Annotated in this window: 16 protein-coding genes, 1 tRNA gene and 1 pseudogene; 10 read left to right on the forward strand and 8 right to left on the reverse strand. The window is 38.7% G+C overall.

What is annotated here, in order from left to right; translation table 11 throughout:
* Positions 1-69 precede the first annotated feature (69 nt).
* A complete protein-coding gene (locus HGD76_RS16015; RefSeq protein ID WP_148761031.1) occupies positions 70-1,461 on the reverse strand; it encodes a UDP-glucose dehydrogenase family protein in 1,392 nt (463 codons plus the stop codon).
* An 87-nt stretch (positions 1,462-1,548) separates the two neighbouring features.
* Here HGD76_RS16015 and HGD76_RS16020 point away from each other — a divergent pair, with 87 nt between their 5' ends.
* Entirely contained in the window at positions 1,549-1,695 is a 147-nt protein-coding gene (locus HGD76_RS16020; RefSeq protein ID WP_233466895.1) for a hypothetical protein, read from the forward strand.
* Here HGD76_RS16020 and HGD76_RS16025 read toward each other — a convergent pair.
* From HGD76_RS16025 to HGD76_RS16040, 4 genes are all read right to left on the reverse strand, one after another.
* Complete coding sequence (locus HGD76_RS16025; protein WP_015081118.1) at positions 1,686-2,615, reverse strand: UDP-glucuronic acid decarboxylase family protein; 930 nt, start codon at positions 2,613-2,615, stop codon at positions 1,686-1,688. The genes HGD76_RS16020 and HGD76_RS16025 overlap by 10 nt on opposite strands.
* A gap of 331 nt (positions 2,616-2,946) precedes the next feature.
* On the reverse strand, positions 2,947-3,945 hold the full coding sequence (locus tag HGD76_RS16030) for a formylglycine-generating enzyme family protein (RefSeq protein WP_233466896.1): 999 nt from the start codon (positions 3,943-3,945) through the stop codon (positions 2,947-2,949).
* A 210-nt stretch (positions 3,946-4,155) separates the two neighbouring features.
* Entirely contained in the window at positions 4,156-5,244 is a 1,089-nt protein-coding gene (locus HGD76_RS16035) for an HAD family hydrolase (protein WP_168696371.1), read from the reverse strand.
* A gap of 142 nt (positions 5,245-5,386) precedes the next feature.
* A complete protein-coding gene (locus HGD76_RS16040) occupies positions 5,387-7,315 on the reverse strand; it encodes an arylsulfatase (protein ID WP_168696372.1) in 1,929 nt (642 codons plus the stop codon).
* 793 nt (positions 7,316-8,108) lie between these two features.
* Here HGD76_RS16040 and HGD76_RS16045 point away from each other — a divergent pair.
* The 3 genes from HGD76_RS16045 (at position 8,109) to HGD76_RS16055 (ending at position 13,983) form a co-directional block, all read left to right on the forward strand.
* A complete protein-coding gene (locus HGD76_RS16045) occupies positions 8,109-11,135 on the forward strand; it encodes a valine--tRNA ligase (RefSeq protein ID WP_168696373.1) in 3,027 nt (1,008 codons plus the stop codon).
* Positions 11,136-11,626: 491 nt separating this feature from the next.
* A complete protein-coding gene (locus tag HGD76_RS16050; RefSeq protein ID WP_168696374.1) occupies positions 11,627-13,558 on the forward strand; it encodes a DUF7380 domain-containing protein in 1,932 nt (643 codons plus the stop codon).
* Entirely contained in the window at positions 13,555-13,983 is a 429-nt protein-coding gene (locus tag HGD76_RS16055) for a type II toxin-antitoxin system VapC family toxin (protein ID WP_168696375.1), read from the forward strand. The genes HGD76_RS16050 and HGD76_RS16055 overlap by 4 nt, the downstream gene beginning before the upstream one ends.
* 88 nt (positions 13,984-14,071) lie before the next feature.
* Here the strand turns inward: HGD76_RS16055 and HGD76_RS16060 are convergent, their stop codons facing one another.
* Positions 14,072-15,481 (reverse strand): lysophospholipid acyltransferase family protein, encoded by a 1,410-nt coding sequence (locus HGD76_RS16060; protein WP_210967646.1) that lies wholly within the window; start codon positions 15,479-15,481, stop codon positions 14,072-14,074.
* Between the two features lie 72 nt (positions 15,482-15,553).
* Between HGD76_RS16060 and HGD76_RS16065 the strand changes: the two are divergent.
* The 3 genes and pseudogenes from HGD76_RS16065 to HGD76_RS16075 form a co-directional block, all read left to right on the forward strand.
* Positions 15,554-16,030, forward strand: a pseudogene (locus tag HGD76_RS16065) (DUF938 domain-containing protein); the annotation flags it as partial.
* Positions 16,031-16,154: 124 nt separating this feature from the next.
* Entirely contained in the window at positions 16,155-16,355 is a 201-nt protein-coding gene (locus tag HGD76_RS16070; protein ID WP_168696377.1) for a hypothetical protein, read from the forward strand.
* Positions 16,343-16,540 carry a DUF938 domain-containing protein gene (locus tag HGD76_RS16075; protein WP_407644785.1) on the forward strand — a complete coding sequence of 66 codons (198 nt, stop codon included), beginning with the start codon at positions 16,343-16,345 and terminating at the stop codon, positions 16,538-16,540. The genes HGD76_RS16070 and HGD76_RS16075 overlap by 13 nt, the downstream gene beginning before the upstream one ends.
* Positions 16,541-16,708: 168 nt before the next feature.
* Here the strand turns inward: HGD76_RS16075 and HGD76_RS16080 are convergent.
* Positions 16,709-16,781: transfer RNA gene (locus tag HGD76_RS16080), tRNA-Ala, on the reverse strand.
* 79 nt (positions 16,782-16,860) lie between these two features.
* Between HGD76_RS16080 and trhO the strand changes: the two genes are divergently transcribed.
* The 3 genes from trhO (at position 16,861) to HGD76_RS16095 (ending at position 21,388) form a co-directional block, all read left to right on the forward strand.
* On the forward strand, positions 16,861-17,763 hold the full coding sequence (gene trhO, locus HGD76_RS16085; RefSeq protein WP_168696378.1) for an oxygen-dependent tRNA uridine(34) hydroxylase TrhO: 903 nt from the start codon (positions 16,861-16,863) through the stop codon (positions 17,761-17,763).
* A gap of 132 nt (positions 17,764-17,895) precedes the next feature.
* Positions 17,896-20,790 carry an aminomethyl-transferring glycine dehydrogenase gene (gcvP, locus tag HGD76_RS16090; RefSeq protein ID WP_168696379.1) on the forward strand — a complete coding sequence of 965 codons (2,895 nt, stop codon included), beginning with the start codon at positions 17,896-17,898 and terminating at the stop codon, positions 20,788-20,790.
* A gap of 409 nt (positions 20,791-21,199) precedes the next feature.
* Positions 21,200-21,388: a hypothetical protein gene (locus tag HGD76_RS16095; RefSeq protein WP_168696380.1), complete on the forward strand. Its 189-nt coding sequence runs from the start codon at positions 21,200-21,202 to the stop codon at positions 21,386-21,388.
* Between the two features lie 51 nt (positions 21,389-21,439).
* On the opposite strand, the gene HGD76_RS16100 is transcribed toward HGD76_RS16095, so the two are convergent.
* Positions 21,440-21,841 carry a GxxExxY protein gene (locus tag HGD76_RS16100; protein ID WP_168696381.1) on the reverse strand — a complete coding sequence of 134 codons (402 nt, stop codon included), beginning with the start codon at positions 21,839-21,841 and terminating at the stop codon, positions 21,440-21,442.
* Positions 21,842-21,956: the final 115 nt, after the last annotated feature.

Consider the following 21,956-nt stretch of genomic DNA (forward strand, 5'->3'; position numbering starts at 1 on the left):
ACGAAAAACCTAGATTTGTAGGGGTTTAGCAATGCTAAACCCCAACCTCCCCAACCTCCCCTACCTTCCCTACCTTCCCACGCCCACGTATTGGAATCCAGCTTTTACCATTGCTTGGGGGTTAAGGAAATTACGACCATCAATCATAACGGCGTGGTTCATTAATTTTGCCATTTTCCCATAGTCCAAAGTGCTGAACTGTTGCCACTCGGTGACAAGTACCAAAGCATCACAGCCATCTGCTAGTCTTTCCGCGTCGGTTTCTACTAACACACCAGAAAGACCATGACGCATTCCTGTTTGGGAAATAATGGGGTCATAAGCCTTGACTTTAGCTCCCAATCGGTTGAGTTGTTCAATCAAGATTAGTGCCGGTGCGTCCCGTAAATCGTCTGTATCTGGTTTGAAGGTTAAACCGAGTAGTCCCACAGTTTTACCTTTGAGGATTTTTAAAGCCTGTTGGAGTTTTTCTAGGGCGATTAGGCGTTGACGTTCGTTAACACTGACAGCGGCTTTCATGAGTTGGGCTTCATAGCCATAATCATCAGCGGTGTGAATGAGGGCAGAAACATCTTTGGGGAAACATGAACCACCCCAACCAATACCAGCTTGTAAGAACTTGCTACCAATACGGGAATCTAAACCGATGCCTTTTGCTACTTGGGTAACATCCGCACCAACGCGATCGCATATATTAGCAACTTCATTAATAAAACTAATCTTGGTGGCTAAAAAGGCATTAGCGGCATATTTAATCATTTCTGCCGAACTTAAATCTGTTACCAAAACTGGAACAGGAGGCAAAGATTTATCAGCCGCAAATTTGCGTTCGACAATTGGCGCATATAGTTCTTTCATCATGCCAGTGGCTTGTTGACTATTGCCACCTAAGACAATCCGATCAGGGTTAAATGTATCATGAACTGCTGAACCTTCCCGGAGAAACTCTGGATTACTTACGACATCAAAATCATTAGCAATCTTCGATAATTTATCATCACTAGCTGTATCACCAGATACCAGCAATGTTTTTTGACGTTCAGCAATCCCGTCTAAAACAATCATTCTTACCCAGTCACCAGAACCAATGGGGACAGTAGATTTGTTGACAATTACCTTATAGCCACCTTGAAGATTTTCGCCAATGCCACGAGCCACAGCTTCTACATATCGGGTATCACTTTCACCATTGGGTAAAGGAGGAGTTCCCACGGCAATAAACAGGATTTCTCCATGATTAACACCAGCCGCGAGATCACTAGAAAATTGAATATTGCCACTACTAATGGCAGACTGCATAATTTCCGAGAGTCCTGGCTCGAAAATCGGCGACTGCCCAGACTTCATTAATTTTACTTTTTCTTCGTTATTATCTATGCAAATTACATCATGGCCAATATGAGCCAAACAAGCACCTGTTACTAAACCAACATAACCAGTACCAATTACGCAAACACGCATTTTTAAAACCCCGTTTTTTATAGTTGTCAGTAGGGGCGAAGCATTTGGAAGATAAATTATCGGTCATTGCCAAAAATAGTTCTCCAAATGCTTCGCCCGTACAGTTGTCAGTTGTTAGTAGGGGCGAAGCATTTGGAAGATAAATTATCGGTCATTGCCAAAAATAGTTCTCCAAATGCTTCGCCCGTACAGTTGTCAGTTGTTGGTTGTGAATTACTAAACCACTACTTTTGAAAACGTTGACGGAAATCTTCGATCATTAATTTTAAACCGTCTTGCAGAGGAATAGTAGGTTCCCAATCTAACAAAGTTTGTGCCTTAGTAATATCGGGACGACGACGACGGGGATCATCAGCAGGTAGGGGTTCAAATTTAATTTGTGCATCTGGGTTAATCAAGTTTTGCACAGCCTGCGCCAGTTCTAAGATAGTGTACTCATCAGGATTACCCAAATTTATGGGGCCAGTATGTTCACCATTCATTAATCGCATTAGTCCATTTACCAAGTCGGAAACATAACAAAAACTCCGGGTTTGTTGACCTTCACCATAAACAGTTAAAGGCACACCTCGTAATGCTTGCGCGACAAAATTGCTGACTACGCGACCATCATTTTCCAGCATTCTCGGTCCATAAGTATTGAATATTCTGGCGACGCGAATCTCGACTTTATTTTCTCTGTAATAATCAAATGCTAAGGTTTCCGCCATTCTCTTACCTTCGTCATAACATGAGCGAATGCCAATGGGATTGACGCTGCCTCGATAATCTTCAGTTTGGGGATGAACTTCTGGATCTCCGTAGACTTCACTGGTGGAAGCTAATAAAAATCTAGCTTTAACTCGTTTAGCTAACCCCAACATATTGAGTGTGCCAATAACGTTAGTTTTAACTGTTTTAATTGGGTTATACTGATAATGCACTGGAGAAGCCGGACAAGCCAGATGATAAACTTGATCCACTTCTAACCGAATTGGTTCGGTGATATCGTGACGGATCAGTTCAAAATTATGATGATCTAACCATTTGAGGAGATTGTGTTTCTTTCCTGTATAGAAATTATCCAGGCAGATGACTTCATGACCATCATTCATGAGTCGGTCAATTAGATGAGAACCAATAAAACCAGCACCGCCCGTCACTAAAATTCTCATATTTTCCCTTTTGCTAACATCTACTTTCCGTATCTGTGTCATGCTTTTTTATATTATCCACATTGATAACAAAAAAAACACATCCTTATTCAATAATTTTCTGTATAACTCCTAAGTTTTATAAGCTATTGTCTGCTAGATATTCTCTAATGAATTGGTTAATTGTGGGGATGTTTTATCAAATCTTTAAAAAAAATATCCTGTTTTTTACGTAAAATCCATATTTGTTCAGCTGATCATTACACCCTCTAAGGGAGTGTAAGCAGGAAATTTCTATCGAACGTCTCTACATTATTTTTCAGACTATTATATAGCCAGGAAGCGCAGATAATTAGTTAAGTAATTTTACCAAACGAAAACCAATATGTGTTGTTCCTGTATCTGGTGATTGAGACTCCCTGGCCGCAGGACGATAGCGACTACAATAATTAGGAGCGCATAGATAAGACCCACCTTTAATAACGTGCTTGGCAACTCCTGGCTCTCTTGGGTCAAAGCTTTCTTGTTTAGAAGGACCTTGAGGATTTGAAGTGTGACTCTTATGGTCATGACCAGGACGATACCAATCAGTAGTCCATTCCCAGACATTACCAGTAATATCATATAATCCATAACCATTAGGCTGAAAAGACCCTACAGGTGCGGTGCCAATATAACCATCTGCTTTAGTATTGAAAACTGGAAATAATCCTTGCCAGGTATTAGCTTTCTTTTCCGAGTATTGTTCACCCCAACTATAAATAGCATGATTGAGTCCCCCACGAGCCGCATATTCCCACTGGGTTTCTGTTGGTAGTGACATCTTTGCCCATTCGGTATAAGCTTTAACATCTTCATAGGCAACTTGAACAACGGGATAATTGTCTTTACCATTAATATTACTATCGGCTCCGAAAGGATGTCGCCAATTTGCACCTAAAGTCCATTTCCACCAGCTTAAATAGCGGACTCTTTTCGCTTCTGGGTCTGCCATTTGAAAGACTAAAGAACCCGGTTTTCTACTATCATCTGATAAATCAGGAAATTGATCTTTTGGTAAAGGACGTTCTGCTACTGTAATATAGCCGGTTTCTTTGACAAATTGGGCAAATTTGGCGTTAGTAATTTCATATTTATCCATACAAAAACTATTAACGGTAATATCTTCAGCAGAACGTTCTGAATCGTAGTGAGCATCTGAACCAATATTAAAAGTTCCACCAGGAATAAATACCATTCCCTCTGGACAGCTATGTTCTGGAGAAGATGCCTTGACTTCTGGGGAAAACCCGAAAAACAGGCCTATGATTAACAAGCTAAGAATTAGTGATTTTAACCAAATATTTTTCATAACTATTTTCATTTTTAAACAATACAATCTCTTGATTTAAATCTTTGTCAGGTGGATATTACTCAAGCTACTAATTACTATTAATGGTTAATAGTAATACGTTTTTTAGAGAAAATTAGGAATATCAAAGATTAATATCTGTACAAATATTCCTGATTTCTAATATTATTTACATCGCAGTGTATTCAAAAATTTAACAACCGGGTGAACTCAGTTACAAAGGTCTTTTAATTTGTCTACAATCTTGTCTAGTTGCTGAATCATTGCACTAAGCTCCGATGGTATTGAAGTTTTTGCAACTTTACTTTTTGAAGCTGATAATCGCGGTGGATTGTTTTCAAAAATCGTCTTAAAGTCATCTTTCATGCTGACAACAAGCCAATTCTCATGATCCTGAGCATGGTCTAGAGATTGATTCAGAGGTTCATGATCATTATCTATTGCGTAGGGAACATTATTGTAGCAATATTCACGTTCTTCATCATCGTGATTGATCAATACTATCAAAGATTTATCTTTGTCAGCACTAGTATATTGAAACATTTGGTAATCACCACTAGAATTACCCACTGCAATAATTGGTCTTTTGCCAACATGAAGTTCAATTCCTGATGGTTTACCCATTGCATCATTATACTGACATAGAATCGGTTTACGCACCAACACTCCACCATCTTGCTGATCAAACAATCTGAAGAAGGCTGAACCAATGATATTTTGAGGGGGAATACCGTAGGCTTCTTCGGCAAAAGAGCGAACAAAATGAACCTCACCACCAGAACAAATATAGACTTGAAATTCCTTTGACTGGAGATACTGGACTAACTCAATTACAGGTTTAAAAGTTAGGTCTATATATGGAGCATCAAACCTAACAAAGTCCTGACCGTCATCCTCGAAAGAAATAGAACTGTGATTCTGTTCAACAAATTCTCTAGCTTTTGTGATGTATTCATCTGTTGAGATTTGTTGGAAAGCATCAACAAGAAACTTAATCCCTTCCCAATCTTTATTTCCCTCAGAATCTTTTATTGCCTTGCGGATATTTTCAGGAAATTGACTTAAATCTGGTTTGATTACATTTCTTACTGCTTCTTCTCCTTCAGTCTGTGACTTTATAAAGTCTGCTTGGAAATAATTAGGTCGTTCAGCCCATAAAGTTCCATCATTATCAAAAACAGCAATACGATCTTCCACTGGCACAAAATCAGGTCCTTGTGTAGTGATTTTTTCCACAAATTTTATGATTTGTTCCTTATTCTTAGAATTATCGTTCCAAGAATTTAAAACAGTAGACATGATTATATTTCTCCTTGAATGTAGGTAAGATTTTTGTCAAGAAAATCAGGAGGATCAAGGATCAATAGCCTTTCAGAGATCCTCCTAACTTTTAATTTTGCTTACACCGTAGTGTAGTCAAAAAATTAACCACTGAGTAGACTCACTTATTAGAAATGGTTCTCAACTTGTCTACAATTTTACCTAGTTGGTCAACAACTACACCAAACTCTGATGGTAGTTTTGCTTCGCTGGACATAACTAAAGGCTCAGATTGGCCCCCTGTCGGGTATGTCTTCTGTATGTCTTTGAGGATCTCATCCACCATGTACTTCACACTAAGAGTAGCAGGTCTTTGACGAGGAGGATATTGATCTGCCTTGAATGTATCCAAAAATTCTTTTAGACGTATCTGCATATCACCAATTAAGAAAATTCGACGGAAACGCCAATCAACGTAATTATCGGACTCTACGTAAGCTTTCTCAAAAGGATCACGGCGTAAGTTAAATAACTTAGGAACTCTCAACTCCACAAAGGGTTCTTCCCAAACATTAAAGCCTTCTGCACGCTGCTCACTAAACAACAGTTTCCAGTCATCATAGCGCATTGCTGCTGGATAGCCGTCATCTGTGAGGTAGACGAACTGATGACGAGGTGAACAAATTGGGTCTTTACTATCAGGCTGTCTTGTTTCCGTATTTATGTCATGGCAGAATTCATTTGGATATTCTGTTCTTAGAGATGATTTTGTCTCTGTTAAGTACGGTAAGAAGTTGTAACCGTCTAAGTGAACACCCTTGTTTTCGTCAGCAAATTCCTCATATTTATTTGTAGGAATGGGTTCTTTAATGGGTTCTTTTCGGTCTTTGACTTTAAGAAGTTGCTGTTTGATATCTGTCACACCAGCCGCAGCCATCAAAGTTGGCACCCAGTCTAGGTGAGACATAATATCGTTAGAGACAACACCTTCAGGAATATGACCCTTCCAACGGATGATAGCTGGAATACGGAAAGCACCTTCCCAGTTAGTATTCTTTTCGCTACGGAAAGGAGTTGTACCACCATCTGGCCAGCTAAATACTTCCGCGCCATTGTCTGTGGTATAGATGATGATAGTGTTATCGTCTAAGCCTTGATCTTTGATAAATTGAACAAGTTCACCAACCTGACCATCATGTTCTACCATACCGTCTGCTTCAATCCCTTGTCCAGTTACTCCCTTAGAATCATCCTTTAGGTGGGTAAAGACGTGCATACGAGTGGTATTAAACCAGGCAAAAAACGGCTTTTCTTCGTTTTTTGCGTTTGTAATGAACTGTTTTGTGGCCCCTAAAAACTCTTCATCTACAGTTTCCATCCGCTTTTGAGTTAGGGGACCAGTATCGCAGATTCGTTGATCAAGAGTTTTTTCATTAAGCTCAGGTTTACTAGGACTTCTATCCACATACCCACCATCTGTGCATAATGATGTTGGATGAGCATCTTTACCTGCATAACTATGAAGTACACCCCTTGGACGCGCGGCATCTAAGTATGGATCCTTACCCACAGGTGGATAGTCTTCGTTCTCAGGTTCCTCTTCAGCATTCAAGTGATAAAGGTTGCCATAAAATTCGTCAAATCCATGGGCTGTGGGTAGAAACTGATCTAAATCACCAAGATGGTTCTTGCCGAATTGACCGGTTGTGTAGCCCTCAAGTTTCAGTAGGTCTGCCAGGGTTGGATCTTCTGCCTGTAAGCCAATAGTAACACCCGGTATCCCCACTTTAGTCATACCAGTACGGATGGTAGCCTGTCCAGTGATAAAGGCAGCCCGACCGGCTGTACAGCTTTGTTCACCGTAAAAATCTGTGAACCGAACCCCTTCTTTGGCAAGTTTATCTATGTTGGGGGTTCTGTAGCCCATAATACCGTCGTTATAGGCACTAATGTTGAACCAGCCAATATCGTCACCCATAATCACTAAGATATTGGGCTTTGTGGAGGTCTGAGCTAGGGCTACACCCTGACTCATAAAGGGTAAACCATCTACTAGCAATAAGGTAATTGCCAATACTGTTGTTGTCAGTAGTTTAAGAAATTTTTTCATCTGTTTGCCTAGAGGCTTGACTAGTCGTTACAGAAAAGCTTATTGACATAAATTCTCCGTAACGATACTAATCTAAATCGTATAACGTCAAGTATACAACAGTGATAATCATGGCATTTTAGGTAACAAATATTTCAATACCCTACAGTTCGAGTATTGAAATATTTGTTTATGCTTGGTATCAAGATAGAACTTTAGCGTTATTTATCGTCAATGAATATTCCAAAAGTCCTACTTTTTCGCACCTCAATAAACGCCATTATTGGTCAAATAATTGAATTTATATGGGTTATACTCACTCAATCTTTAATTTATGACCTACTTAACAATTTGAGTTAATATATTCCTGGGCAAAATTTACACAACGATTCACTACTCTGTATTAATAAATGTGAATTTACTTGTGTGGTCAGGGAACAGGGAACAGGGAACAGGAAAGACAGAATTGATACCTACTGAGTCATGGCTACGCCACGCAAGCTATCAAAAATCAGGCGTTGCTGAAACCAGGTATGAATTTAGGTGTAGAGACCTTCCATGGAAGGTCTCTACAAGGGTTTTGAAATCATCAAAAATCATTTTCATACCTCAAATCAGCAACGCCAAAAATCAAATAGGAGTCCTATAGAAGTAAAAACTATAATCGCTTATAAATTGTAGTGAGGATCTATTTAACGTCTCTACATTCTTTTTCGGAGATGTCTATTGTTAATTAACCAGAACTGAATCACAAAGATTTTCTAAGCCTGTGGCAAAATTTAGTAAAGTTGTCATACAATTATTATTCTTAAGCATGACTGTAACTATTCCTAATCTCCCCAGTCTTTACGAAGCCTTTGCCACAGAAGCCAAATGGCAAAAATTCTGGGAAGACAACCAAGTTTATAAAGCTGACCCCAACCACAAGGGCGAACCTTACTGCGTCGTTATCCCTCCACCTAACGTGACTGGCAGTTTGCACATGGGTCACGCCTTTGAAGGGGCTTTGATTGATACCCTTGTCCGCTACCACCGCATGAAGGGACGGAACACCCTGTGGCTACCGGGAACTGACCACGCCAGCATTGCCGTGCAAACGATTTTAGAAAAGCAACTTAAAGCCGAGGGCAAAACTCGCCATGATTTAGGGCGGGAAAAGTTCCTAGAACGGGCTTGGCAATGGAAGGCGGAATCTGGCGGCACGATTATTAATCAGTTAAAACGCTTAGGTGTATCCGTAGACTGGACGCGGGAACGCTTTACTTTAGATGAAGGTTTATCAAAATCTGTTTTAGAAGCATTTATTCGCCTCCATGAAGAGGGGTTAATTCACCGTAGTAACTATTTAGTCAATTGGTGTCCTGCTTCTGGTTCGGCGGTGTCTGATTTGGAAGTCGAACCCAAAGAGGTAAATGGGAATCTGTGGTATTTCCGTTATCCTCTCAGCGACGGTTCTGGCTTTCTGGAAGTGGCGACAACTCGCCCCGAAACTATGTTAGGTGATACAGGTGTGGCGGTTAATCCCCATGACGACAGATATAAACACCTGATTGGGAAAACCGTAACTTTACCAATTATGAACCGGGAAATCCCGATTATTGGTGATGAATTGGTGGACGCGACTTTTGGGACAGGTTGCGTGAAGGTGACTCCAGCCCATGACCCCAATGATTTTGAAATGGGTAAACGTCATGATTTGCCGTTCATTAATATTATGAACAAGGACGGCACGTTAAATGAAAATGCGGGTGAGTTCCAAGGTCAAGACCGCTTTGTGGCTAGGAAAAATTTAGTAGCCCGTTTAGAAGCTGAGGGCGTTTTAGTTAAGGTTGAAGAATATAAACATACAGTACCTTATAGCGATCGCGGAAAAGTCCCTGTTGAACCTCTGCTTTCTACCCAATGGTTTGTAAAAATCCGCCCCCTGGCTGATAAAACTTTAGATTTCCTCGATAACCAAGATTCCCCCGAAATTGTCCCTCAACGTTGGCATAAAGTTTATCGTGATTGGTTAGTAAATCTGCGTGATTGGTGTATTTCTCGCCAGTTGTGGTGGGGGCATCAAATCCCCGCTTGGTATGCTGTCAGCGAAACTGAGGGAGAAATTACCGACTCCACCCCTTATTTTGTTGCCCGCAATGAAGCAGAAGCGCTACAAAAAGCCAAATTGCAATTTGGGGAAGATGTGAAATTAGTTCAAGACCCCGATGTTTTAGATACTTGGTTTTCTTCGGGACTGTGGCCATTTTCTACTTTAGGTTGGCCGGAAGAAACCGAAGATTTAGCGGCATATTACCCCACAGCAACCCTAGTTACTGGTTTTGATATTATCTTTTTCTGGGTAGCTAGAATGACGATGATGGGAACACATTTTACCGGAAAAATGCCGTTTAAAACTGTGTATATTCATGGTTTGGTCAGGGATGAAAATAATAAGAAAATGTCGAAATCGGCAAATAATGGCATTGATCCTTTATTGTTGATTGCCAAATATGGAACTGATGCTTTACGCTATACCTTAATTAAGGAAGTTGCGGGCGCTGGTCAAGATATTCGTTTAGAATATGACCGCAAAAAAGATGAATCTATCTCTGTCGAAGCTTCTCGCAATTTTGCCAATAAGTTGTGGAATGCTGCCCGATTTGTGATGATGAATTTGGATGGACAAACTCCAGCCCAATTAGGTCAACCAGTTCCCACAGAATTAAGTGATAGATGGATTGTTTCCCGTTTCAACCAAGTTGTTAAACAAACAAATCATGACATTGATAATTATGGTTTAGGGGAAGCAGCAAAAGGACTTTATGAATTTATTTGGGGTGATTTCTGTGATTGGTATATTGAATTAGTTAAATCCAGATTACAGAAAGATGCAGAACCCACATCTCGCAAAGTTGCCCAACAAATCATTGCCTACATTTTAGAAGGGATTTTAAAATTACTCCATCCCTTTATGCCTCATATTACAGAGGAAATTTGGCAAACTCTCACTCAACAACCCGCAGAAAATCCTGAACTTTTACCTTTACAAGCATATCCTGAAGCCGATGATAATCTGATTGATTCAGCTTTGGAAACACAGTTTGATTTATTAATTGGCACAATTCGCACAATTCGCAATTTACGGGCAGAAGCAGATATTAAACCAGGGGTAAAAATTACTGCAAATTTGCAAAGTGAAAGCGCAAGTGAAAGATTTATTCTCACTGCTGGACAGACTTATATTCAAGATTTAGCCAAGGTGGAAACTTTAACAATTGTTGATGTTAATCCTGTTGTGATTCCCGAAGAGATTGCAAAAACTGAAGATAATAAATATTGGGGTGGAATCAAGATCATTGCTTTAATAGTTGTTGCCCTTATTAGCTTAAAAGTAGCTATATTTGTGGGAAATACTGCGTTAGATATTCCCGTATTTGGGACTAGCTTTGAAATAATTGGTTTGGGTTATGTAGGTTGGTTTATTATCCGCTATTTACTCAAATCTGAAACAAGAGAAGAGTTATTTGCAAAATACTTTCCACCCAGTGAAACACCAACTGAATCAGAATTACCACCAACTGTACCCCAGGAAAAAGAAAATTCCATTGCTGGTGTTATCGGGACTGTACAGGTAGTTATTCCTTTAAAAGGAGTTGTAGATATTGAAGTTGTCCGTGCAAAACTGGAGAAAAGCTTACAAAAAGCCGAAGCGGAAGCGGAATCTTTGAGTGCAAGATTAAGCAATTCTAAGTTTGTGGATAAAGCCCCCGCAGATGTAGTTCAGACTACAAGAGAGACTTTAGTAGAAGCACAAAAACAAGCAGAAATTTTACGCATACGTCTGGAGACATTATCGTAGATGGTGATTGGTGATTGGTGATTGGTGATTGGTGATTGGTGATTGGTGATTGGTGATTGGTGATTGGTGATTGGTGATTGGTGATTGGTGATTGGTGATTGGGAAGATTACCTATTACCTATTACCTATTACCTAAAAATTATGTTATGTCTTGCCCAAGTACATAAAAATGATTTTTTAGATCAATATCAATTACGTTATTAAGTTTATACATCTGCGCCAAACTAATCCTTAACCAACCCCTCCAGTATTAGCTTACAGTTGAGGGAATGTGCTATGCCTAATGTAAAGTGTAGCGATCGCTCTCAGTCAGTATATCACTATTATGGTACTGATTTATTCCTAAGCTATGAAAGTAATATTTATCACTAACTATTGATTAAGGTCGTGAGCGATTTTTTGCAAATTGGGTTAATATATGGATAGCCGTTAAATCGCCTAAGTTCTCCTATATTTCCCATAATAAACTTATTAGCAAGTAAATTTAAATTATGTTACCTCTAAACCCCCCTCTCACTAAACAAGATTTTATTAACTCTGGCTGGAAAGAAGTGGTTAATAGCAGTAGTAAGGATTGTTCTAGCTACTATTTACCTTTTTATACAAAGGCAAAAGAAGCAAAAGAAGCAGAAAATATCAAGGAACAGGCAGTTTTTGAAATTTTGGCGCTTATAACTTCTGATGAAATTCAGCCAGAATCAACAAAAAAGGGTTTTCCTGGAGTTTTCCAGCACCTCACAGATGAACACCTGAACTTTCTGGCTGAGATTGTAGATGAAGTTTCAGATCCAGAACTTAAAGCACGAGTCGCAGACATTCTCTGGCTCAGGCGCGGTAATGTTGATATTGATATGGCTAAGAAAGCAATTGATGCCTACTTAGAATTTACCACAAACTTAGAAGATCCTGAAATATTATTCCGCCAAAACAAGATTGAACGAGCGCTTCGGCTAGGACTGATTATAAATAATAACCATGAAGTAAAAAAAGTTGTTGCACGCATAGAAGCAATTATTAATGATAGTAACGGAAAAGATCCTTGGGGTATATCAATAAATCTTATGGAGCTTTTGCAAGAAAAGAAACTCCAAGCACGGCAACTCTTTGATCCCATTAAATATGCAGTTATTGCTGAAGAATGGGCAAAACAGGCAGAATCGGATCATGATTGGTATGGAGCAAGAAGGTATTGGGAAATTAAAGCAAAATGGCATCACATTGGAAAAAATATAGAAAAGGCACATACAGCAAGAATGTCTGCTGCTGAAACTTACAGGAAGGAAGCTGAAGATTCTTTAAATAAACATCCAACTTCTTACTTCAAAGCATCACACGATTTACAGAAAGCTTATGAAGCATTTGAAAGATTAAAAAGCCAATGTACAGAAGAGGAGAGAGGAGAGATAAACACTAAATTAGAAGAAATTCACAAACGTCTTCTTGAGTATCAGCAGAAGTCATCTAATGAGTTCATAACAATTTCTTCTGAGTTTAATATTAGTGAAGAAGTAGAATTCGCCATATCAAAGGTTAAAGGCAAAGAATTTCCAGAAGCAATATTAGCTTTAGCTTTTTTAGTAAAGCCACCTGAAATTTCATATCAAATCGTAGAGGAAAATGGATTATCTGGGCTTTTTCCAAAAGAAAAAAGAAATGAGATGGGTAAAGTTGTAGCACATCAAAGCTCTAATGGACAGGAAGAAGCTGCTACATATCAAAAAATTTATGCTCTGGCTTTTATTGAACCAGCTAGAGAACAAATCTTTTCGGAACATATAATACAAAAATCGGAAGAAAACAAAATCAAAGAAACCGACTTACTTCCATTGGTTTTAAATAACCCCTTTGTACCACCAGGAAGAGAATATTTATTTGCAAAAGGTCTTTACGCTGGGTTAACAGGAGATTTTATTGCTTCCACCCATATCTTAATTCCCCAAATTGAAAACTCCGTTCGTTATCTACTCTCTAATAGAGGAGCAATAACTTCGGGAATTGACAATAAAAATAATGGTATTCAAAAAGAAGACAATTTAAATACAACTCTTTTTCCCAGTAAATATCCACAAATTACTTCAATTTTTGATGAAGATACACTTTTTGATCTTCAAGGTTTATTAATAGAGAAATCTGGGTCAAATTTAAGAAATCGCATGGCTCATGGTTTAATTAATGATAATGACTTTTTCAGTCCTATTTTCTCTTACTTATGGTGGGTAGCATTGCGTCTATGCTTTGGTGCAGGAATATTAATACCTGAAGAAATTGTAGAAGAGTCTAACCCTTTAGTCAAATTTGTTGGTATGTTCAAAGATGATCCATTTTTTGATGAATTTGTCGAAGAAATAGCAGAAAATCGGCTTAAATTAGATGAAGAAATGGCTGCTGAGGAAGCTTTTGTCGAGGAGAATCATGCAGCGTGAGTATATACATTCTTGATACTAATATTGTGACTCTTTTACAACATGAAGATAATCAAATCATTCAACGTATTAGAGTAGTTGACAGTTCTAACATATTTGTGACAACTATCACGCTTGAAGAACAATTAAAAGGTAGACTAGCTATTATCAATAAATGTAATAGCAATCAAAACCTACAAGGATTAGCATCTGCTCATCGAAATCTAAAACTGACTCAAAATTTCTTCTGTAGTCTCAATTTGTTAGAGTTCAATGAAGCAGCTTGTGAATGTTATAAAAAGTTACGACAGCAAAAAATTAACAGGGGTTCACAAGACTTAAGAATTGCTGCAATAGCTTTAGTTAATCGAGCAATTGTAGTTACTCAAAATCGCCAAGACTTTAAAAAAGTTCCTGATTTAAGCATCGAAGATTGGACTCGATAATAATCTTTGTAAGACTTATTTTTATAAGTGCAAAACCTCACCTAGAGACACAAAAACCCTCTCCGTGCCTCTGCGCCTCTGCGTGAACTTAATCCTTAATCAACCCCTCCAACATCACCTGTAAATCCTGCGTCAACTCACTAACACCCTTTCGCAAAGCTTGTTTATTCCCTTGACAATTTTCCCATCTTGTACTCACATTAATCGGTTCACCAACAAGAATCATGGATTGTTTTAAACCTAAACGCGGCCTTCCTGGTAAAGTAGAATCCTGAATGCGAGACAACATATCAAACATTAATAAAAGGGTTTCTGCAAATCTTTCTGGAGTGGGTTTTTCGAGAATATAATTAGCAGTAACAGCCACAAAACTTTCAGCAATTCTCATGTGTTGCATTTTTAAATCTGCTTCTTTAGCTATCCAATCAGCTAGACCACGTTTAAAAGGTGGTAAACTGGGAATATCGGCAATATCATCTCGATAAATATAATTCCAACCAGCATCTTCTAAACGACGACATCTATCAATAAAATTACCTTGAGACTGAAGATTAAAATACTTTTCTGTGATTTTCAAAGCAGTGTCCATCAAACGGTGTAATCTAGTAATTAACACTTCATTTATAGGAACTTCTGAACTGATAATTTCTGGAAAATCTTGATGATAGAAACGGTGATAAAATTCCTCCATTTCTGAAATTAGATATGCAGCTAAACGCAAAACCCGCTGATATAAAATTCCTTCCCGTTCCTTTCCAGTTTGACTAAGTTCCGTTATAGGTAAACCGCTATCAGCTTCCAATTTAGATAATAGCCAATCTATTTTTTGCCAAGGGGGATTAACATAACTATATTTAATACCAATAGGAATAATAAAAACCTGTTCTTCGCGGTTAGCCTTTTTTAAATCTTCCACACACCAAAAACCCAATTGTGCCACACCAGGTTCTAAAGGACTAACTATACTACTATGTCCATTTGTACCACCTTCAGGAGCGATCGCAATCGGCATTTCTGCATTAGCAAATAATTCCCTGGCCATTTGGATAGCATTTCTATCTACGCGTCTTCCCCTACGAATCGGCACACCACCAAGTCGAGAAAATAACCATCCTAACCAATTTCCCGCCCATAAAGTCATTCCCCGTTCATACATAAAATGACTGTGAACAGGGTATTTGAGACTAATTCCTTTTTCTCTTGCCACCTTGGGAACAATCCGTGATAACAGGTATAACATAGATAAAGGATCTTCCACTTCGGGGTGACGAAAAGCAATTAAAAATCTGACCTTACCTGCTTGAAAATCGTGGTATAACTTGGCTAATACTTCCGCATTTTTAGCTTCAATATTGACAATACCCGCAGGTAGCCAAGGTCTAGTTCTCACCCGCAAAATAAAAGGCAAAAACCAAGATACAATTTTCACAATAAAGGGATTATGACGTTGAGGGATAAATTTAAGCGGAGGTTGGGTGGAATGAATAGACTTAGGCAAGTTGTTCTCCTGTGATATGGCGAAAAAAGCTAAAATTGAGAAATCGCTGCTAATTTAATTATCATAATCATAATGAACACACCCGCAGACCAGCGAAAATTTGCCCCCGCAACCCAGCGCAACCGCGAACCGATTCTAGAATTGCTTTTACAAATATTGCCTCAACATGGGACTATTTTAGAAATAGCCAGTGGCACAGGTGAACACGCTACATTTTTCTCCTACCACCTCGCACCTCGACAATGGCTACCTTCCGACCCTAACCCAGAACTGCGTGCTAGTATTAGCGCGTGGACTGAATTTTTTCCCTGTGAAGCCATGCAGCCACCTCTAGATTTAGATGCAAGTTCACCAATTTGGCCTGTGGAAAAAGAGATAATACCACAACCACCTATTTCTGCCATTGTCAATATTAACATGATTCATATTTCCCCTTGGTCAGCCTGTTTAGGACTAATGGCAGGGGCTGGACGGATTCTGCCACCTGGTGGTATACTCTACTTATATGGTCCCTATAAACAAAATGGAGTAAAGAATAGGACATCAAATCTTCAGACATCTATTGACATTTTCCGACAATAGGTTCATAATATTAAATATATACGAGAGTTTTGTAGTTAATTTAAAGTCAATAAATATTTTGAGTAACTGTAATGGTTCCGAATAGACTTGAATGGCTACAAAGAAAATAAACCTTTCCTTAGAAAACTTGGTAGTTCTAGAGAAAATTTGGGTATTGAACTCGTTGATAGACAATCAAGAGCCATTAGAATTATGTTCTAAGGCAATGTGGGATACCACCTTCACTAACTCAGTTGGTGATGTTATACTAGATATTCACGATATCTCAGATGTCGGGGAATGTCTCGGTTAAAAGTATCAGAACATACCGCACCCAGTAACGCTGATTTTGATGAGTCTTTACAAGCACAGAATCCAGATTGGGGAGTGCGTAATTTAGAAGATGTAGTAAAAGCCGCAGAAGCCCAAAACCTGACATTGCACCAAACTCACCCCATGCCAGCAAATAACTTTTCACTAGTATTTAAACATAGATAGATGAATTGTGTTTCGCGCAAAGGGGCAAAGGAGCAAAGACGCAAAGGAATTTATCTGTTTTCTTTTGTATAATTAATAGACATCTCCGGTAATTAAATGTGCGTGGTTTGAAACCCTTGTAGAGACGTTCTATAGAACGTCTCTACATTCATTTTCGGAGAGGTCTAATGGAGGTTAGCGGACTCGAACCGCTGACATCCTGCTTGCAAAGCAGGCGCTCTACCAACTGAGCTAAACCCCCAAGTCTGTTTTTTATGTAAAAAGGGTTGATTTTACATAACCACATTATCATAAACTATTATTATTAATTTGGCAAGACTATGAACCAAGAAAATCAGACAGTTGTTGCTGCATTATATAAATTTGTGAGTCTACCTGATTGTAGCGAACTGCAAGCAGCTTTATTGTCCTTTTGTCAGTTACAAGGAATTAAAGGAACTATCTTACTAGCACAGGAAGGAATTAACGGCACAATTGCTGGTTCTCGTCAGCAAATTGACACAGTTTTAGCCTTTCTTCGCAATGACTCGCGGTTTGCAGATTTAGAACATAAAGAATCTTACACAGAAATTCCCCCGTTTGAACGGTTAAAAATTAGGTTAAAGCCAGAAATTGTGACTTTGGGATTACCAGAAGTGAACCCTGCGGAAAAAGTAGGAACTTATGTAAAACCTGAAGATTGGAATGATTTAATTTCCAACCCAGAAGTCACAGTCATTGATACCCGCAATGATTATGAAGTCACCATTGGGACTTTCAAAGGAGCAGAAAATCCGCAAACTCAAATATTTAGAGATTTTCCCGAATATGTACAACAACATCTTGACCCCAAAAAACATCAAAAAGTAGCCATGTTTTGTACTGGAGGAATTCGTTGTGAAAAAGCCTCATCTTATTTACTTTCTCAAGGTTTTGAAGAAGTTTATCAGCTCCAAGGAGGCATTCTCAAATATCTAGAAGAAATTCCCCCAGAAGAAAGTTTATGGGAAGGAGAATGTTTTATTTTTGATCAAAGAGTCACAGTTAGTCATGACTTAGAAACAGGAAATCAGGAACTATGCTTTTGTTGTGGATATCCCATTTCCGAAACAGATAAAACCTCCCCAGAATATGAAAAAAATATTTCCTGTCCTCACTGCTTCCATACCTTAACACCCGAAAAAAGAAAGCGATTACAGCAAAAATGGAAACATTACCAATCAATAAATTCAACCAATACTTAAACTTCAGATTTCTTTCTTCCTTTGCGTCTTTGCTCCTTTGCCCCTTTGCGCGAAACAAAATTTAGAAAAAACCCTAATATCCAAAAGTGATCATTACAATATATTAATACAGAACTCCTTGGAGAACAATTTGTGGTATCTAATCCCCCGCGCATTCAACCCAGCACATTGAGCAACTTTACACAAAGACACATTGGACCAAACCCTGATGATGTCAAGCAAATGCTTGATATATTAGGTCTTTCCAACCTTGATGACCTCATTGATAAAACAGTACCACAGGCAATTCGGTTTCATCAAACCCTCAACCTACCAGCAGCACAAAGCGAATATGCAGCACTGGCAAAATTAAAGCAAATAGCGGATAAAAATCAAGTTTATCGCTCATTTATCGGCATGGGATATTATGACTGTATTACCCCTACCGTCATTCAACGCAACATCTTAGAAAATCCCGGTTGGTATACAGCATACACCCCTTATCAGCCAGAAATTGCCCAAGGACGTTTGGAAGCGTTGTTAAATTTCCAAACCATGATTATTGACTTAACGGGTTTAGAAATTGCTAACGCTTCTTTGCTTGATGAAGGGACAGCAGCCGCAGAAGCGATGAGTATGAGTTATGGAGTCTGTAAAAACAAATCCCATAACTATTTTGTGTCTAGTGAATGTCATCCTCAAACCATTGATGTATTGCAAACACGCGCAAAACCTTTAGGCATCAATATCATTATCGGTGATCATCAAACCTTTGATTTTTCCGAAACTATCTTTGGTGCGATTCTGCAATATCCCGCAACCGACGGGACAATTTACGATTACTGCGATTTTATCACAAAGTCTCATGCTCAGGGTGCATTGGTGACTGTAGCCGCAGATCCTCTGAGCTTATTATTACTCACACCCCCCGGTGAATTAGGGGCTGATATTGCCGTAGGCAGTACCCAACGCTTCGGAATTCCTTTGGGATTTGGGGGACCACACGCTGCTTATTTTGCCACGAAGGAAGAGTATAAACGACTTGTTCCAGGGCGCATTGTGGGGGTATCAAAAGATGTGAATGGTAAACCTGCCTTACGTTTGGCGTTGCAAACCCGTGAACAGCACATCCGCAGAGATAAAGCCACCAGTAATATCTGCACGGCACAGGTTTTATTGGCAGTGATGGCGAGTATGTATGCAGTTTATCATGGACCGGACGGACTGAGAGCGATCGCCCAAAATATCCATGAACTTACCGCAACTTTAGCCGCAGGATTGCAAAAGTTAGGTTATAAAATCAGTTCAGAAAACTTCTTTGATACCTTGCGGGTAGAATTAGGAAATACCAGATTAGCAGCAATTCTCGACGCTGCAAATGAGAGAAATATCAACTTGAGAATTTTTGATAATTCCACAGTTGGTATTTCCTTAGATGAAACTACCACAGAAACAGATTTAATTGATATTTGGCAAATTTTCGCACTCAAAGATCAATTACCTTTTACTGTGGCAGAATTACCAATTACCAATTCTCAATTATCACGTCAAAGTAAATATCTTACCCATCCAGTTTTTAACCGTTACCATTCAGAAACGGAATTACTACGTTATTTACATCAACTAGAAAGCAAGGATTTATCATTAACCACCTCAATGATTCCCTTGGGTTCTTGTACCATGAAATTAAACGCGACTTCGGAAATGATTCCCGTCACTTGGGCAGAATTTGGTAAAATCCATCCTTTTGCGCCAATTTCCCAAACTAGAGGTTATCAAATCCTCTTCCAACAACTAGAAGCATGGTTAGGAGAAATTACAGGTTTTGCGGGAATTTCCTTACAACCGAATGCAGGTTCTCAAGGTGAATATGCGGGACTTTTGGTAATTCATGAATATCATCAAAGTCGGGGAGAAGGACACAGAAATATTTGTTTAATTCCCCAATCTGCACACGGTACAAATCCTGCGAGTGCGGTAATGTGTGGAATGAAAGTAGTGGGAATTGCTTGTGATGATCATGGTAATATTGATGTTGAGGATTTAAAAGCCAAAGCTGAAAAACATAGTCATGAATTATCAGCTTTAATGGTGACATATCCATCAACCCATGGCGTATTTGAAGAAGCAATTCAAGAAATTTGTGCAGTAATTCATTCTCACGGTGGACAAGTTTACATGGACGGCGCTAATATGAACGCCCAAGTGGGTATTTGTCGTCCTGGTGATTTTGGTGCAGATGTCTGTCATTTGAACTTACACAAAACCTTCTGTATTCCCCATGGTGGTGGTGGTCCCGGTATGGGTCCCATTGGTGTCGCTTCCCACCTCGTCCCCTTTTTACCAGGACATTTTGTGACGACAATACAGGAAAATAATCCAAAATCCAAAATCCAAAATCCAAAATCAAGTGGTGCTGTTTCGGCTGCACCTTGGGGTAGTGCGAGTATTTTGGTAATTTCCTGGATGTATATTATCATGATGGGTGCAGATGGGTTGACACAAGCAACCAAAATCGCCATTTTGAATGCTAATTACATGGCTAAGAAATTAGAGTCATATTATCCGGTTTTGTATCAGGGAAAAAATGGTTTAGTGGCACATGAATGTATTTTAGATTTGCGAAGTTTGAAGAAATCAGCGCAGATTGAAATTGATGATGTTGCGAAGCGGTTAATGGATTATGGTTTTCATGCACCTACTGTTTCTTGGCCTGTTGCTGGGACAATTATGGTTGAACCAACGGAAAGTGAATCTAAACAGGAATTAGATAGATTTTGTGATGCTTTGATTGCGATTCGTGAGGAAGTTGCCGCAATTGAATCTGGTAAAATGGATATTCACGATAATCTTTTGAAAAATGCCCCTCACACTGCGGAAAGTTTGATTATTGGTGAATGGAATCATCCTTATTCCCGTGAACAAGCTGCTTATCCAGCAAGTTGGAGTAAGGAATATAAGTTCTGGCCAAGTGTGGGGAGAATAGATGCGGCTTTTGGGGATAGGAATTTTGTTTGTTCTTGTTTACCGATGGAGGCTTATAATTAGTTAATTGTAGGGTGCGTTAATGAAATGTAACGCACCATTTTGATTGTGAATAAGGTGCGTTACGCTGACGCTAACCCACTCTATTAAATAAATACGTAGATTACTTAGAGATCCTACCTGCTGTTACAAACATTACTATTAAAGAACCGCAAAAGAAATAAGGTACTAAAACAGCAGGAACAGCACCAGATAAAGAACCTATTAGACAAAACAATGCGAACATAAAAATAAGCTGCAAAATACCCTCCATTATTTGTAATTGTCAGAATCAGGATATCCAGGATTTTAGGATTTTCAGGATTGTGATTTGTAAGTTATTCGTGAGATGCTGAAATTGTAATTGTCTGAATCAGGATGTCCAGGATTTTAGGATTTACAGGATTGTTATTGATAAATTGTCTGTGAAGATTTGAAGATTATAAAATACAGTTACAGTAATAGTCAAGAATTAACAGCGGATAATTTAACTGATAACTTATCTAACATCCTAAAATCTGTACTTCTCATAGACAATCAAACAACAACATCCTGTAAATCCTTTAATCCTGGACATCCTGATTCAGACAAAAAACATCCTCAAAATCCCCACCTCAAATAAACAACAACATCCTGAAAATCCTCTAATCCTGGTTATCCTGATTCAGACAAATTAACCCTGAAATCTAGGATTAAAAACCTTCTTATATTCCAACTTTAACCCACCAAAATTAATTAATAATCCCACAGGAAAATTATAAGCTACCAAATAATTTTTCGCTTGCGCTAAATGAACATCTTCTAAATTAATTATCGCTTTCAACTCCACCACAACCTGATTTTCAACTATAAAATCCGCCCTTCTTGTTCCTACTTCAATTCCCTCATAATAAATTACTTGTTCCACCTCCCTTCCAAAACCTAAACCTGATTTTTTGAGTTCAATTTCCATACATCTTTGATAAATAACCTCCTGAAAACCATTTCCCAAAGTTCGGTGTATTTTCATCGCACATCCATTTATTATATATGTAATTTCGTCTAATTTTAGATTTTGGGTATTAGGTATGTTCATGGATTTACATGATTGTGATTTGTAGGTTGTTGGTGGGATGCTTAAATTGTCATTGTCTGAATCAGGATAACCAGGATTTTAGGATTTACAGGATTGTTATTGATGAATTGTCTGT

The sequence above is a fragment of the Dolichospermum flos-aquae CCAP 1403/13F genome (assembly GCF_012516395.1).
GTDB lineage: Bacteria > Cyanobacteriota > Cyanobacteriia > Cyanobacteriales > Nostocaceae > Dolichospermum > Dolichospermum lemmermannii.

Excerpts from the sequence above, each read along its gene's own strand:
- HGD76_RS16015 (WP_148761031.1), bottom strand. The coding sequence starts at position 1,461 with ATGCGTGTTTGCGTAATTGGTACTGGTTATGTTGGTTTAGTAACAGGT.
- HGD76_RS16020 (WP_233466895.1), top strand. The coding sequence starts at position 1,549 with ATGCTTCGCCCGTACAGTTGTCAGTTGTTAGTAGGGGCGAAGCATTTG.
- HGD76_RS16025 (WP_015081118.1), bottom strand. The coding sequence starts at position 2,615 with ATGAGAATTTTAGTGACGGGCGGTGCTGGTTTTATTGGTTCTCATCTA.
- HGD76_RS16030 (WP_233466896.1), bottom strand. The coding sequence starts at position 3,945 with ATGAAAAATATTTGGTTAAAATCACTAATTCTTAGCTTGTTAATCATA.
- HGD76_RS16035 (WP_168696371.1), bottom strand. The coding sequence starts at position 5,244 with ATGTCTACTGTTTTAAATTCTTGGAACGATAATTCTAAGAATAAGGAA.
- HGD76_RS16040 (WP_168696372.1), bottom strand. The coding sequence starts at position 7,315 with ATGAAAAAATTTCTTAAACTACTGACAACAACAGTATTGGCAATTACC.
- HGD76_RS16045 (WP_168696373.1), top strand. The coding sequence starts at position 8,109 with ATGACTGTAACTATTCCTAATCTCCCCAGTCTTTACGAAGCCTTTGCC.
- HGD76_RS16050 (WP_168696374.1), top strand. The coding sequence starts at position 11,627 with ATGTTACCTCTAAACCCCCCTCTCACTAAACAAGATTTTATTAACTCT.
- HGD76_RS16070 (WP_168696377.1), top strand. The coding sequence starts at position 16,155 with ATGGCTACAAAGAAAATAAACCTTTCCTTAGAAAACTTGGTAGTTCTA.
- HGD76_RS16075 (WP_407644785.1), top strand. The coding sequence starts at position 16,343 with ATGTCTCGGTTAAAAGTATCAGAACATACCGCACCCAGTAACGCTGAT.
- trhO (WP_168696378.1), top strand. The coding sequence starts at position 16,861 with ATGAACCAAGAAAATCAGACAGTTGTTGCTGCATTATATAAATTTGTG.
- HGD76_RS16100 (WP_168696381.1), bottom strand. The coding sequence starts at position 21,841 with ATGAACATACCTAATACCCAAAATCTAAAATTAGACGAAATTACATAT.